Here is a 14,301-nt window from a genome sequence, read left to right as displayed (position 1 = left end):
GACGCTGATTCAGAACTTGATACTGATTCTGACGTTGATGTTGATTCAGAACTTGATACTGATTCTGACGTTGACGCTGATTCAGATGTGCTTACTGATTCTGATGTTGACGCTGATTCAGAACTTGATACTGATTCTGACGTTGATGTTGATTCAGAACTTGATACTGATTCTGAACTTGACGCTGATTCAGATGTGCTTACTGATTCTGACGTTGATGTTGATTCAGAACTTGATACTGATTCTGACGTTGATGTTGATTCAGAACTTGATACTGACTCTGACGTTGACGCTGATTCAGATGTGCTTACTGATTCTGACGTTGACGCTGATTCAGAACCTGATACTGACTCTGACGTTGATGTTGATTCAGAACTTGATACTGATTCTGACGTTGATGTTGATTCAGAACTTGATACTGATTCTGACGTTGATGTTGATTCAGAACTTGATACTGACTCTGACGTTGACGCTGATTCAGATGTGCTTACTGATTCAGATGTTGACGCTGATTCAGAACTTGATACTGACTCTGACGTTGACGCTGATTCAGAACTTGATACTGATTCTGACGTTGACGCTGATTCAGAACTTGATACTGATTCTGACGTTGAATCATACAAAACTGTTAATGTTGCCTGATTGGAAGTCAAACTCTGTGTGTTACCATTATACGACACAGTCACTACAACATAATACTTGTCTCCGTTGTTCTGCATCGTTGTTGCCGGTGTTGTGTAGGATGATGATGTACCAGTAGCCACTACTGTATCACTACCATCAGTAGCTGAAACTTTATGCCATACATAGTTAGCAGTCGCACCATCAGGAACTGTGACCCCTTGTACCGTAAATTCTGCTTGACTCCGTTCTGTAACTGTTTGGTCTTCCAATCCTTTACCAATAGTTATAGTTTTTGAAGAGACAATAACTGTTCCATCCGGATTAGTCAATGTCGCGATGATGTCAACCTTACCAGTGCTTGAACCAGCTGTGACGTGACCAAATTCATCCACCGTAGCTTTGGATGAGTCACTTGTACTCCAACTAACAGTACCAGTTGCATTACTTGGATTTGTATTAGCGTGGGCTTGTGTTGTTGCACCAGTACCTGCCCACAAATAATCGTTGTCCACCGTAACATTCATATCTGTTGCTACGACAGGCTTTTCTTCAACATGTACAGTGACAACATTTGACCACAAAGTAGCTCGTGTTATGATAAGTCCCTGAATTTTTGCTCGTAACTGATAGTAGTAAGTCCCTGCCGTTGACTGCGTACCAGAAAATGTTTGACTGGTAGCACCACTAACTGCCTGCCAGGTTCCTGTGCTCTCGTTGTACATATACCACTGATAATTAGTGAACCATCCGCCGGTTACGGCATCAAAAATATTATTGGTTGCGGAACCGCTCAACTTGTATGTTTGATTCACTGCTACAGTTGTGTCTTGAGGCTGTTGAGTGAATCCTGATGACCAATAAACCAAAAACCACAACGGACTATTTGAAGGTGTTCCTGCAGGACTAGCTGGCGCTGATGATAGAGCCGCATAAGACTGAACTAATGCAGTTTTAAAATTGGCTGACGAAACTTGAACATCGGATAACAAATTATTATCAGTGAGGTAGTTCACAACATCATTTTCATAATCATCAATTGTATACTCTGATGTCGACGCTGTCTCTGAATTTGACTCAGTTGTTGATGCTATCTCCGAACCTGACTCAGTTGTTGATGCTATCTCCGAACTTGACTCAGTTGTTAACGCTGACTCAGAACTTGATACTGATTCTGACGTTGATGTTGATTCAGAACTTGATACTGACTTGCTGATTCAGAACTTGATACTGACTCTGACGTTGATGCTGATTCAGAACTTGATACTGACTCTGACGTTGATGCTGATTCAGAACTTGATACTGACTCTGACGTTGATGCTGATTCAGAACTTGATACTGACTCTGACGTTGACGCTGTTACGTCTACTGTTATCTTATCTTGATTGGCAAGTGTATTGTTTTCAGCCACTTGTTCATTTGCAGCATTCGTATCAGCGTTTACCTGTGTCGTCACCACCGAACCGGTTCCGACTAGGGCGCTAATCCCAGTTACTACTTTAACCAGGTTACCGTGCCCAATTTTGTTTTTCTTGGTAACATCAAGATTATCCGTATCTGACATTGAAATCATTTGGTACAAAAATTTGGATATACCTGCTGTCACCCAATTTTTACCATCTTTATACATTTTGAAGCGCGTTACACGACTATCCTCATCAACTCGCAGGCGAATTTTTTTCTTTTTCATCTACACATTCCTCATTATTATTGAATTTTGGGTCTATGGTGAGCACCCCTAGTTCTCTCTCATATTATCTTTCATACACTTTCTATTTTCATGATACAAAGAGTCTTTTAATATCACTTTAGGATCTTTTTTTGAAATATAAGCGGTTTTTTAGTGAAATATTTGATAATATAAGCTTCAGAATTTTTACTAACGTATAAAACCAAAGCGCACATAGTATTTTGACTTTACATTTATTTAGATATTAATGTTTTGTCTAAAAATATTTTCTCTATATCCTTAGTCAATATAAATTTAATAATGTGGGAAATCGAATGAGTACACCAAGTGTGGTAACGAAAAATATCGAAAATTTAGCAAAATTATCAAACGCTGACATGTTTTTTTTGGATGGATCCAAGCACAATTCAAAAATTTTATACAAAAATAACCATAATGTTGATAGATATATTCAAACTCTTTTATTAAGCAAATTGGACTTACTTCTATCTCATTCATATACATCACTCTATTATGATTTAGGCCATGTTCTTGCATGCAAAATCAATTCCACCCAGTTAATTTGTTTGTCATTTTTACACCAAGTAAGCATAACTAATAGTAACCAAATACCGATTTCATCATCAATACAACATTTGAAAACGCTCGCGCAAATTATATTCTCGACTTATAATTCTGTAGAAGCTCCCGAGGCAGAAGTTTATATCATTAATATTAGTAGTTTAAAACACTTCAAACCAACTCATCTCTTGCAGATTGATTCAGGATTATTTTATGACACAGAAACCGAAATTATAAAAGCAATTGTATTCTCTAACAAACTGCAATTAATTAATGCATTATCAACCTTGTCCAGCTTCAACATAGTCGGCGAACATTTAATGACTAACAATGTTATTAGAGGAGAAAAAAATACACTTATTAGCTACGTTTCAATTTTCAATCGGGCAATCATACAATGGGGCTATCCAGCTAAATTAGCTTTCAAATTACAATATGACTTAGTCCAAGAAATAGAATTAACATTAAAATTTTCGAACCTCTCTCAAGCTATTACAAAAATTGCATGGCACTATTTCAATATATTTAAGCAACACCGCGTTAATAGTTTTTTACCACTGCCCCAACGAGTTAAAAACTACATTAAGCAACACATCCAAGAAAATATTACCTTAGATGACATTGCAACTGATCTGAATGCTTCAAAAAAAACATTAAATCCTGCTTTTAAAACGGCATACGGTGTGACAATAATTCAATTTGTTAGGCATGTCAAAATTGAATATGCCAAAGAACTTTTGCTTTCATCAAATTTTTCAATTCTAGAAATTTCCGAACTTTTATCTTTCTCAACGGCTACATATTTTGTAAAGACTTTTAAAAAAGTGGCTGGTGTTACACCTAATCAGTTTAGGAAATCTCACTCTAGTAAATTACTTAAAAAAATAATATAATATGTATTTAAGAAGCATAAAGCGCCCAACCTATGCCAATTAGGTTGGAGCGCTTTTTTACGTAATCGTAATTTTCAGTTTATAAGCCAGCATTTCTAATACATAAACTTAAATCATAAGATTCATTTTTATCAATAACCATATAAAAAATCACCATTCAAACTATATTTTAAATAGTGATTTTTCAACTGACATAAAAATAGCCCATTTTTTCAGTATAAGATCATAATTCCTTTACTAAATATTTAATGGTGTACTTTGCGTACTGTTACGCGCAGTACGCAGAGTACACCATGATATTACCCTATAATGATATGAAATGAAGATGTTAGTTAAAAAATTGCTTGTATATCAATAACTTGGGCACAATTCGATAAAGGGAATCAGGTGTTAGGCAATTAAATAAAATCAAGTAGTGTTAACCAATTGATTTATCAGAATACTCGTACAAGCTATTCATATTTGCTTGTACATTCATTTGGATAAATCAGTCCGCAACAAATAATGAGATTGAATTAATCATTTGACCAATGAAAGCACTCACCTGGAAATCACCATGCCAGGGTTTTCATCCATTTGTATTGTTCGGTTAATTATTGCAATCTACCATATATATACTTTATTCAACAGAATATTATCTCAAGCACTAATGGAACCTTGACTCCGATAATGATTTATTTAGTTCTATCCTATTTGCGTATCCTGTTAGTATTTGCTAAACCGATCCCTAATGATAATTCAATAACATTATGGCTTCGTTGGGGTTCATTTATGTATGTTGGTATAATATTGATAAATTTACTATCAGTAATAAGCGATAATGAATGGCTTTATATACCATACATTCTACCAATAAATATTTTCAATATAATATTGTTAATGTGCGGATCCTTCTGTTTTACAAAAGTATCAGACTTATTAATTCAGTATCTAAAAAGTATTGACTTTATTGGTAAAGTAGGCGATTTTCTCTCAAATGAAAAGGTATTAACTGCAGTAGTTGTCGCAGTAATCACTGCATGTTTTGGTTTATTAGGAAAATAACTATCTAAGCAAATTGATTGAACGAACAGTGTCAAACATAATCTTCTTATCATCAACAAGCATAAAGCGGTCGTTGACACTATCAACCATACCGAATATGCTTTTTTTGATCTCATGATTATAGTTCATTTCATTAAGCTGTACAGACACAAAATGATAATTGGCACCAGCATGTAAGGCAACACGTTTAATTTCATCTAAGCTCATTTGTGGTAACTGCTTTTCGTTTTCCTGATGTTTCATTGCTTCACGATTAAGTGCAGAAGTGTGATCACTTAGAAAAAAACCACGCCACTTTTTTATACCACGTTCCCTATAATCATGCTGAAAATAATTAGTGACCAGGGCGCTAAACTCTGGATCTATTTCTTTTCCATAAACAAATTCTCCTAATTAATATTGGTAATTCACATTATACGAACATTTGTTCCCTAAAGCAAATAAAAAAAGTTAGCAACCACATTATTGTAATTACTAACCCTAATTATTAATTTAAATTAGATAAAAATTCCACGAACCTGGCTTCATCATTTGCTGACAAATACCCAGCAAACTTGATCACAACATATTGCTCATCTACTCTGCATATCTTAAATGTATCAATCCATGACGGCTTTTTTAATCCTGCATAAACCCAATCTTTAATTTCAAAATACTTATTTTGAAAATAATCAGACTTGTTATTAAATTGACTCGTGATTTTATAATAAGCAATCTTTTGATTATCATATTTCACAACAAACGCTGGACGTACTTTAGATCCCGCTTCACGCCCCTCATCATAAGCTAAATCAGCAATCATGATACTATGCTCACGAATATCACTACTCATTGCATAAATTCCTCACGGTCTTCTTGCTTAGATAAATCTAAATCCTCAATTGGTGATTTTGCGAATGCCAAACGGGTAATCTCATTACGATTAGCAACACGTTGATCACTAAACCAGTCATCAGGATATGCCTGTTTATTAGTTTCTTGAACTGACAAAGGGATTTGCTGTTCATAAGCTGTCTTAGTAATAAACATTTTAATAGCCGTAGCCATATCTAATCCTTGACGTTCGAATACTTTTTGAGCAGACTCTTTGATACTTTGATCAACTCGTGCAGATACTTGAATAGCTTTCATAACCAACACCTCTCTTACTTTATTCACCTTAATTATATCACGTTTAGGTGCAATTTGTTATATATTGTTATTATTTGTTACCTTATAGCAAATACTGGTCTACCTGCGTCCCAATCCATATTATAATCAACACTAGGATTATTCCAAACAGAGTCAAACGAACTTACAGACCCGTAGAATTTCCAATTATAAGGATCATACGTATTGACTTGTCCGTTATTATAACCTGAAACGACTACCGCATGACCAATACCAACGTTCACATACATAATCAGTGGCAACAAATAACATAGGTTGTCTTTTACCACGAATATTTTTCATATTTTCTCAATCTCTCTCTTTGATTACTTCTAGTATACATATACTAAAATACTTATGACAATACTAATCACCTGATTGTTTGCGATATACTGCATTATCAACGACTAATCGCAAAAATGTATTAAACTGATCAAATCCATAATCAATCCGTTTTTGAATAAACTCAATCTCAATATAGTGTCGAATATACTTGATTGTCTGATCATGGATATTTTCTAGTTGTGCAAAAAATAAAGCTTTATTTTGAACCTGTAATTTACGATATTGACCATGAATATGATCTATTGCTTGATTAACATGATCAATCACACTACCGTCTAAGCCAACTTTTTCTAACAATGCCTGATACTGTTTACGAATAGTTTTCGTAGCGTCATTGATGACTGCTTCATCTTCATATTGATGTTCGATTAAACTAATTGTTTGATCTAAATTTTCTAATGCCTGGTCACACGTTGTTAATAACTCTACTAAACGTTCTACCTGCTTAATGTGCTCATATAAATCTTGCGCTAAATAAGGTGTCATTCTATCATCATAACGCTGATAAAAATGTGCCAATTCAATATAAACCGACTGCATAGCCTTGCTACTTAACTTGTTTGAACTCTGATAAGCCGTATATAAATGTAGATAATCATTTTTAACGGTTATAAATATTTCTTTCACCAAATGATAGGCACTATCTGGCAAAATACTAATATCTGATCCCACTTGTACTGCTGTCATACTCTATTTCCTTTCTTTACCAATGTAATTTATACTTTGAATTGTCACCAGGATAAGCAAAAGTCATGTCACCATAACCCACGGCTTGACTGTCCTTAGCATACGATTTCTTAGGCACTAACGTAATTTCATAATCCTTACTAGTGCCTGCATTTTGTCCTGATTTAACGGCATTTTGATTAGCAATAATTAAGTCACCATTTGCCAAAACATGTAACACCACGCCTGTATGATTAGGGCGATCAGAAGAGAATACTGCCCCAGCTTTTGGTGTCGTTGTAACCTTAACACCAGTCACTTTTGCCACTGCTTCTGCCGTCACATTACCATTTCCTCTAAAGGTAAAATTTGGTGACCAAATCGCATTCATATAGACTTGTGAAAAACCAGCACACTGATTGTAAGCGTCTGGTGTCGTTAAACTCCAGTCTAGTTTTTTGGACGTAATATTATGCACGTAGGGTTTAATGTCATCTGGAATGCTGTTTTTATCCCAAAATGATAGCCCACTCTCTTTAATCTTGCCTGTGCCGTCAGCCGAACCACTATCATCAGTATTACAATAAGCACTTTGATTATTGCTATCACTGTCTGCGCTATTGCTTGCTGATGTATTACTATCACTAACAGCATTATTGCCACTGCTTAATGATCCTTCAAAATTAAGATCATACGTTTTTTTAATTGACTCCGCCCAAGCCTTAACTTCGGACACTTTACGCTGTGGATCACTTGCCCCAACACCCTCAAAACCTGTGTCCCAGGCTAATGCTGAACTATCAATATCTTTAGCATTTGCTAATCCTAATCTAGCAACAGTATGGCTACTTGCCAATTCTTTAAACGCTAAATCGACCTGGGCTTCAACTGTATCTGCCGTATTTTGATAGCGATTACCGTTGATACCACCAGCACCCCACTGCCAGATACCTTTAACAGAACCAGCAGGATTAACCGCTTTAGGGTTTAAGTTACTTTCACGCCAACCAATCGCAATGATTGCTGAAATATTGTCCCCTGAATAACCAGCTTTTTTAAAACGATCAATAATATAGCTAACTCTTTTACCAATATCTGAATTTTTATCAGTTAAGGATCCATTACTGGAACCACTATCTGAACTTGTCGTCGTGGTGGTTGTATCAGTCTGACAGACAACACTAGGATTGTTCATTATTAGCGCAATGATTAAAAGCACTGGTATTAAAATGACAAGCAGTGGCGCACAGTACAAGGCAATTTTCATCACGACTGCTTGCTTCACTTTGTTTTTCACATGATTTCCTTTCTAAATTTCAAACCACAAAAAATCCTTAATGATTACTCATAAGGATTAAATGTGTTATAGTCTGTGCTTTGATTAACAGCTAATCGACCAATATAATCAAGACTAGTGATTTGATTATCACTGGCTTGATAGTCAATATTGAAATAGTAGTAACGTGTTTCACCATTACCAACATCACTATCATGTTTCGCATTCACAGCAACACCAACGACGCCACTAGTTTGATCATCATTAGTTGTCTTTGGATAATATGCCACTTGCACCACACTAGATTTCAAGCCATTATTATCAATGTAATCAGCCGTGCCACCAACCTCTGGGAATAAATAGTCATTGGCTAAAACTTGACTGGTGACCAATTTAGCTTGCTTAATTTTCGTGATACGTTTTTTATAATCAGATCCAGATGACCAATTATAAGCAAGATTGAAGAACTGTTGACTAATCTCACTAGCTTTCGTAATGGTACTTTTAGCAACCACCTGCTTCACTTTTGGCTGGCTAGTTTTAGCAATGGCTTGTTTATGTTCTAACTGCTTAGCTTGTTTTTGAAAATGTAATAAGGTTTGTTGTTGTTGCCACATCAATTGACCAAATCGCAAACTACCAAGAACCAAAACCACTAACAGGGCATAATAACCAATTTCTTTTTTACGTGTCATTATTGATCCCCCTCGTATAGTAAGTTTAAAGACTTACATTATTTTTTATTTTTATGACTGTTTTCTCTTCACTAATTGAACACCGTATGATAATCTCTAATTGTCATTGGCTTTGGTCAACTGGTATAGGTTTGATCCCCCTGTAGTTTAACTACTTTAAAAGACTGCCGCCCTGACAATCACTGTAATCGAAAACCACATGCTGTATCGATTATGCTGGCCACTGATATTGAGTAGTATCAGTTGTAGCTTGGACAGCCTAACCTGTGAATACTTATACGCGAGGAAGCGATATGTGATTGTAATTAGGGATTATCACGCGGTGTCCAATCTAAGACCAGACAATCTAATGGAAAGGAGGCCAATGAAATGATGAAATTATTTGTCGGTATTGATGTTAGCTCTAAAAATCTTGAAGTGTCTATGTTAACTTCAGATATTTCTGCTAAACCGTTGTTCCAAGGTACTTTTGAAAATGACCTTAACGGTGCGACCGAAGTGAAAAAATTAATTCTTAAGCTTAATCTGTCTCAACAATTTGAGAAGATTGTGATTGGGATGGAAGCTACTTCGATTTACAGCTTCCACCCAGCTTATTTCTTTGAAAACGATGATGACTTAGCCCAGTTTAATACTCAGGCCGTCATCATTAATCCTCGCGATACTAAGAAGTATAAAGACATTTTTGAAATTCAAAAAAATGATTCAATTGATGCCTACTATATCGCTGACTTTTTACGTCTGGAACGCTATTCAACTAGTCTGGTGCGCCAAGAAAAATATGTTGCATTACAACGATTAACGCGTTCTCGTTTTGAACTTGTTAAGAGCTTGTCACGTTCTAAACAGCATTTTCTTGAAAGTTTGTATTATAAACTCAACAAGTTAGTTGTGAATGACGATCTCAATACTTCTGTATTTGGCGCTACCATGCTGGACTTACTAACTGAAGATTTCACGACCGACGATATCTCAGTTATGCCAATTGAAGAACTCGCAGACTATCTCAACTCTAAAGGTAAGGGCCGATTTGCTAATCCTAGCGCACTAGCCAAGACTATCCAAAAAGCTATTCGTGGCTCCTATCGTTTGGATAAAGCGATTCAAACTTCAATTGACGTTGTTCTATCAGTCTATGTTAACGAAATTCGTTTATTTCAAAAACAAATCAAATTACTAGAAAAATCAATTGATGATCTTTTGAAGACATTTGATGAGGCACAAATCCTGCAATCTATTCCTGGCATTGGCCCAGTGTATTCAGCTGGTATATTGGCTGAAATTGGTCAAATTAAACGATTTGAAAATCAATCTCAACTAGCAAAGTATGCTGGACTCGCTTGGAAAAAATATCAATCTGGATCATTTAATGGTGACAATACGCCTATGATACATTCTGGAGACACTTACTTACGATATTACTTAATTGAAGCTGCCAATTCTGTAAGACGTTATGATCCTGTCTTTGCGCGTTATTACCATCAAAAAGCTAATGAAGCCAAACATTCTCCACACAAACGAGCTGTCTCACTTACCGCACGAAAATTAGTTAGGGTGATTGATGTCCTACTCCGCAATCACCAAATTTATCAAAAGGAGAAAGTGGTATAGGCTATTAACTGCAACTTAACAAAACTTAAATTCAACTTATCATCAAATTTTGTCGATGCATAAGCTTATTAAAATAGCACTTCTTTAAGGTATTTTACCTCCCGTAATCCAACCGTGATTTTAATGCTCACTTTACTTATGACCACATGTCTTTGTGAGATTGCCTAAAGTCAATGAGGTGACTTCATTACTCTGTACATTCAATTGTCCCGATAATTGATAATTAATTGTACGATTGCCATTAGTTGCCGTTAAGGCACCAAAAAATAATATGCCGTCTTTTTGTTGGCTAAATTGCAATTGATTATCCGATACATGCCATTTTTTTGCTTGTACTGGATCACTCTCTAATTGCCCTAGAAATTGTTTAACAAACTTTCTGACCTTATCATTTGCCACCTTTGATAAGACTTGTTTATCTGATACATAACCTGCATTAAACAAAGCATTAACAGTGGCTTTGGGTTGGCTATTGTCTGGCAATTGATTATCATTAGCAATCACTTTTGTGATCGTGCCACTATTGTTAATCAACGTTTGTGTCGCTGACAATTTAGAAACGGTGACAGTCGCTTGTTTGATTTGTGATTTTTGAAATTGTGTATAAAAAAAAGCGCCAATCAGGAATAACCCAATAGCACTTAACACTTTTATTCTCGTGTTTGTCATTTTTAAATTTTAATATTCCTTCCTTACCACTCTTGTAGGATCTTATAATCAGCGTTGAACTCAAAGGCAAATGGATATTTTTTACCCGTATCTTTCACAACAAAATAGCCTTTAGCGACAAATGAATTGCCGTCCTTTTCCCACTTTGTTGTTAAGTTTTCTATTTCATTAGCTTTAAGATAAATTGCTGGGTTTGCGTCCGAATTTTCATGCCCTAAGCTAGAATTTATAGCATAACTCGAAGCTGTATCACCTAGCTTAGTTCCATCAACGTAAGCATTATCTCCATAATTATCAGGATTTTCGAAATATTTTAATGCTTGTGTCGTATCAAACATTTCACTATCAACCCGTTTCATCACTTTAGCTTGATTGATTTTTTTTAATTTAGAACTAACTGATTGTGAACCTGTCTTGTGCTGTCCCGTCATTACAAAGGCAATAATGATAATCAAAATGACTAACACGCCCCCAATAGATCCCAATATCAACGCTGTTTTTTTATTCATAACTCTCCAATCAATTGATTTATTCTCTCGCAATTTGTGCCATTTGTTCATGTGTTGGCTTCACAATACGTTTGATAACTGCCCCTTTTTGGACTACTAAGACAGTTGGTGCCACTTGAACATGATACTGTTCAAAATATTGTCGTGTCACTAAATTCATGTAATCAACGACAATGGTTGCCTGATTATTTTGATCACGCATTTTTTTTAATTTATTGACATCACCCGTCAACTTCTCACAGGTTGAACACCCCTTTTTATGAAAAACGATCACGGTTTTATGCTTACCCAGAGTTTGATGAAACGCCGTTTTTAATTGATTATTTGGTGTATCATGATACTTATTATGATACCATAAAAACGCCGTAGTTACTACTGCCACAACGATTGTAGCGATTATTAAACTCATTTTTTTCACGAGTTATCCTTTCCAAATTTATTTTTTAACTGACTGACTTTTTTGTCACGTAACTGTTGTTTTTGAACCTTTTGTTTATCACGTTCGGCTAATAATTCACGCGCGATTTTGTCACGATCAACTGTTTTAACGTTATCTTGAATAGTTTTTTGACGTGTTGGTGTCTTTGATTGCTCAAAGCTATTAGGCTTACTAGGCACTTTATGAAGTGTTTTAGGCTGTGATTGTGTCATTTGGTCACCATATAATTGACGCTTAATTGCTTCACGCTTTTTAGCCATTTCCTCTTGACTGTCTGAACCATTATCCTTACTTTTTGGATTATTGACCCGACTATTAGGCTGTTTAGCTTCAAATTTTGATTTTGGTAAATGAACACCGTTTTTTTCAATCTCTGCCCGTTTTGGCTCATCAGATTTTTTAGAATCCATTGGCTTTTTAAATTCATCAACTGTCAACGGTTTTTTATTCTTATCTGACAATTTTTGTGTTTTTGCTTGTTCTTTGCCTAACAACTGCTCACGAACACGAGCCATATTTTGTTGGCGTTTATCTTCTGCCTGTTTGGTTTTCATCTCATCACGCACACTACGACGTTGTGACATTCTCTGCATTGGTCCCATTTGACTAATTTTTTGACCAACGCTAGACTGTTTAATACTCTGCCCCTTTTCACGTAGATTAGATAAGCGCATGGCTTGTGGCATTTGTCCCTCAATTCTTGAGTAACTAACCCCAACAAATTCAAATAACTTACCACGATACTTATAGACAATAAAGACTAAGAAAAAGAATAGGAATGCATTAACTGCGTATGAACCGAAATTAGTCGCTGGGATAAAGCTATCAGTGAACGTTTGTAAAGACCCGACCAAAACAATTAAGAAACCAGCCCCAATTTTAGCAATACCCCACATAATTGTTGCGCCAACAATTTTATAACCGTTACGGGCAAATTGTGGGAATAACGCCATAACCAAAACAAACGGAGACAAGAGAAATAAAGCCAACTCAATGACCATAACAAAGATATTAAACAAAGCCACTGCGTCATAAGGAATAGCATTAACGATTGATACCACAATTGCCACAACACTCATGCCAGCCTTATTAAATGAATTATCTTTCTTTAGCGTTGGCACACCCGCAGATCGCTTTGTAATATTTGATTGCAAAGTGTCGCCACTTCTTTTTTGATTAGTTGATATAAATTCATAAGGTGGATAACCTTGCTTAACCACATCACTCTCAGTTGCCTTACCATAATTCATCAAGAAATAAGGACGTTCAATGGAGCGTTCAAAATATCCGACTCTTAACGTGTCCCCTGGCTTAACACTATCATTACTATTACCAATGACCTTTAAGACTTGCACCTGACCCGCATCACTAGCTTCATTGATTTGATTAAATAACTCATTGCCGTTCCCATACCAAAGCGTGGCGACTAATAAAATACCAACAAAATTAACCACCATGAGAACCGCTGATGACGTGCGCCCATTAGCAAAGTGCATGAACCCCATAATCGCTAAGACAATAATAGCTAAGCCACCAAACAATACTTTACCCTCATCAAATATAGATTTCACTTTACCTGAAACAGCATTTTGGGCTTGTGTAAAGGCTTTTGATAAATTGCCGTCATTTGATAAAGCGCTCAATAGCTCATCATTAATTTGATAAATTAAAGTATTCAAATACCAAAAAAACTTAGCTAAGCCCATACCCGTGTTATTGGCTAAGTCCGTCACACCAATTTTTTCTGAATACGGTTGCCATGAGAATAGTGAGTCATTCAACTTATTGATATTTTGTGCGTCACTGGCTTTAAATGAGGTATCAGTGGTACTCGTATCGCCTGACTTCTTTTCTGCGTCACTGGTGACATCATCTACCGCTTTATCCGCTTTTTTTGAAGCGTCATCAATTGCATTAAGCGTATCTTGATTAACTAACGTTCTACTTGAACTACTGCTATCATCTGCGGACACTTGCGTTTGTGCAACGCCTAAAACAAACAAAAAAGAAGCCAAAATAATCAGCTTCCGACAAAATTTGATTTGCATGTGTTTTCCTTTCCTCTTTTCAATCATCATGTTATAGTTTGGGTATAGAAAAAGGAACTAGCCTGAACTACTCCCTTTAACATAA

14 protein-coding genes and 1 pseudogene are annotated in these 14,301 nt (G+C 35.9%); 2 read left to right on the top strand and 13 right to left on the bottom strand.

The annotated features are described in order from the left end of the window. Together IEU65_RS07755 and IEU65_RS07750 are read right to left on the bottom strand one after the other, a co-directional pair. Window positions 1-1,637 (bottom strand): annotated as a pseudogene (locus tag IEU65_RS07755) (hypothetical protein); the annotation flags it as partial. A gap of 128 nt (window positions 1,638-1,765) precedes the next feature. Then, the gene (locus IEU65_RS07750) at window positions 1,766-2,311 is read right to left on the bottom strand and encodes a KxYKxGKxW signal peptide domain-containing protein (protein ID WP_188352240.1); all 546 of its coding nucleotides are present in this window, start codon (window positions 2,309-2,311) and stop codon (window positions 1,766-1,768) included. A gap of 314 nt (window positions 2,312-2,625) precedes the next feature. Here IEU65_RS07750 and IEU65_RS07745 point away from each other — a divergent pair, with 314 nt between their 5' ends. Further along, window positions 2,626-3,765 carry a helix-turn-helix domain-containing protein gene (locus IEU65_RS07745; RefSeq protein ID WP_010277958.1) on the top strand — a complete coding sequence of 380 codons (1,140 nt, stop codon included), beginning with the start codon at window positions 2,626-2,628 and terminating at the stop codon, window positions 3,763-3,765. Between the two features lie 1,044 nt (window positions 3,766-4,809). Here IEU65_RS07745 and IEU65_RS07740 read toward each other — a convergent pair. From IEU65_RS07740 to IEU65_RS07710, 7 genes are all read right to left on the bottom strand, one after another. Continuing rightward, complete coding sequence (locus IEU65_RS07740; protein WP_010277978.1) at window positions 4,810-5,052, bottom strand: hypothetical protein; 243 nt, start codon at window positions 5,050-5,052, stop codon at window positions 4,810-4,812. A gap of 244 nt (window positions 5,053-5,296) precedes the next feature. Then, complete coding sequence (locus IEU65_RS07735) at window positions 5,297-5,641, bottom strand: putative type II toxin-antitoxin system PemK/MazF family toxin (RefSeq protein WP_010277982.1); 345 nt, start codon at window positions 5,639-5,641, stop codon at window positions 5,297-5,299. Continuing rightward, window positions 5,638-5,940: a type II toxin-antitoxin system RelB/DinJ family antitoxin gene (locus tag IEU65_RS07730; protein ID WP_010277985.1), complete on the bottom strand. Its 303-nt coding sequence runs from the start codon at window positions 5,938-5,940 to the stop codon at window positions 5,638-5,640. The genes IEU65_RS07735 and IEU65_RS07730 overlap by 4 nt, the downstream gene beginning before the upstream one ends. A gap of 77 nt (window positions 5,941-6,017) precedes the next feature. After that, the gene (locus IEU65_RS07725) at window positions 6,018-6,248 is read right to left on the bottom strand and encodes a cysteine peptidase family C39 domain-containing protein (RefSeq protein ID WP_031940987.1); all 231 of its coding nucleotides are present in this window, start codon (window positions 6,246-6,248) and stop codon (window positions 6,018-6,020) included. A gap of 76 nt (window positions 6,249-6,324) precedes the next feature. Next, a complete protein-coding gene (locus IEU65_RS07720; protein ID WP_010277991.1) occupies window positions 6,325-6,990 on the bottom strand; it encodes a hypothetical protein in 666 nt (221 codons plus the stop codon). Between the two features lie 16 nt (window positions 6,991-7,006). Then, window positions 7,007-8,266 carry a phage tail tip lysozyme gene (locus IEU65_RS07715; RefSeq protein ID WP_010277995.1) on the bottom strand — a complete coding sequence of 420 codons (1,260 nt, stop codon included), beginning with the start codon at window positions 8,264-8,266 and terminating at the stop codon, window positions 7,007-7,009. A 44-nt stretch (window positions 8,267-8,310) separates the two neighbouring features. Beyond that, window positions 8,311-8,940: a hypothetical protein gene (locus tag IEU65_RS07710; protein WP_010278000.1), complete on the bottom strand. Its 630-nt coding sequence runs from the start codon at window positions 8,938-8,940 to the stop codon at window positions 8,311-8,313. A gap of 372 nt (window positions 8,941-9,312) precedes the next feature. Here IEU65_RS07710 and IEU65_RS07705 point away from each other — a divergent pair, with 372 nt between their 5' ends. Then, window positions 9,313-10,551 carry an IS110 family RNA-guided transposase gene (locus IEU65_RS07705; protein WP_188352241.1) on the top strand — a complete coding sequence of 413 codons (1,239 nt, stop codon included), beginning with the start codon at window positions 9,313-9,315 and terminating at the stop codon, window positions 10,549-10,551. Between the two features lie 132 nt (window positions 10,552-10,683). Here IEU65_RS07705 and IEU65_RS07700 read toward each other — a convergent pair whose 3' ends face one another. Genes IEU65_RS07700 through IEU65_RS07685 form a run of 4 tightly spaced genes read right to left on the bottom strand, consistent with a single transcriptional unit; the run spans window position 10,684 to window position 14,216 of the window. Beyond that, complete coding sequence (locus IEU65_RS07700; RefSeq protein ID WP_010278005.1) at window positions 10,684-11,220, bottom strand: hypothetical protein; 537 nt, start codon at window positions 11,218-11,220, stop codon at window positions 10,684-10,686. 23 nt (window positions 11,221-11,243) lie between these two features. Continuing rightward, entirely contained in the window at window positions 11,244-11,729 is a 486-nt protein-coding gene (locus IEU65_RS07695; RefSeq protein ID WP_010278007.1) for a hypothetical protein, read from the bottom strand. Window positions 11,730-11,748: 19 nt separating this feature from the next. Continuing rightward, on the bottom strand, window positions 11,749-12,147 hold the full coding sequence (locus tag IEU65_RS07690; RefSeq protein ID WP_168441532.1) for a thioredoxin family protein: 399 nt from the start codon (window positions 12,145-12,147) through the stop codon (window positions 11,749-11,751). Further along, a complete protein-coding gene (locus IEU65_RS07685; protein ID WP_010278014.1) occupies window positions 12,144-14,216 on the bottom strand; it encodes a CD3337/EF1877 family mobilome membrane protein in 2,073 nt (690 codons plus the stop codon). The genes IEU65_RS07690 and IEU65_RS07685 overlap by 4 nt, the downstream gene beginning before the upstream one ends. Window positions 14,217-14,301 lie beyond the last annotated feature (85 nt).

The sequence above is a fragment of the Leuconostoc pseudomesenteroides KCTC 3652 genome (assembly GCF_014634745.1).
Lineage (GTDB): Bacteria > Bacillota > Bacilli > Lactobacillales > Lactobacillaceae > Leuconostoc > Leuconostoc pseudomesenteroides.
Note: the sequence above shows the minus strand (reverse complement) of the source record. Positions and strands in the feature narration are given on the sequence as shown.

What these genes read in the sequence shown, in the direction of transcription:
- IEU65_RS07750 (WP_188352240.1), bottom strand. Translation starts at nt 2,311, where the DNA reads ATGAAAAAGAAAAAAATTCGCCTGCGAGTTGATGAGGATAGTCGTGTA.
- IEU65_RS07745 (WP_010277958.1), top strand. Translation starts at nt 2,626, where the DNA reads ATGAGTACACCAAGTGTGGTAACGAAAAATATCGAAAATTTAGCAAAA.
- IEU65_RS07740 (WP_010277978.1), bottom strand. Translation starts at nt 5,052, where the DNA reads ATGAAACATCAGGAAAACGAAAAGCAGTTACCACAAATGAGCTTAGAT.
- IEU65_RS07735 (WP_010277982.1), bottom strand. Translation starts at nt 5,641, where the DNA reads ATGAGTAGTGATATTCGTGAGCATAGTATCATGATTGCTGATTTAGCT.
- IEU65_RS07730 (WP_010277985.1), bottom strand. Translation starts at nt 5,940, where the DNA reads ATGAAAGCTATTCAAGTATCTGCACGAGTTGATCAAAGTATCAAAGAG.
- IEU65_RS07720 (WP_010277991.1), bottom strand. Translation starts at nt 6,990, where the DNA reads ATGACAGCAGTACAAGTGGGATCAGATATTAGTATTTTGCCAGATAGT.
- IEU65_RS07710 (WP_010278000.1), bottom strand. Translation starts at nt 8,940, where the DNA reads ATGACACGTAAAAAAGAAATTGGTTATTATGCCCTGTTAGTGGTTTTG.
- IEU65_RS07705 (WP_188352241.1), top strand. Translation starts at nt 9,313, where the DNA reads ATGAAATTATTTGTCGGTATTGATGTTAGCTCTAAAAATCTTGAAGTG.
- IEU65_RS07700 (WP_010278005.1), bottom strand. Translation starts at nt 11,220, where the DNA reads ATGACAAACACGAGAATAAAAGTGTTAAGTGCTATTGGGTTATTCCTG.
- IEU65_RS07695 (WP_010278007.1), bottom strand. Translation starts at nt 11,729, where the DNA reads ATGAATAAAAAAACAGCGTTGATATTGGGATCTATTGGGGGCGTGTTA.
- IEU65_RS07685 (WP_010278014.1), bottom strand. Translation starts at nt 14,216, where the DNA reads ATGCAAATCAAATTTTGTCGGAAGCTGATTATTTTGGCTTCTTTTTTG.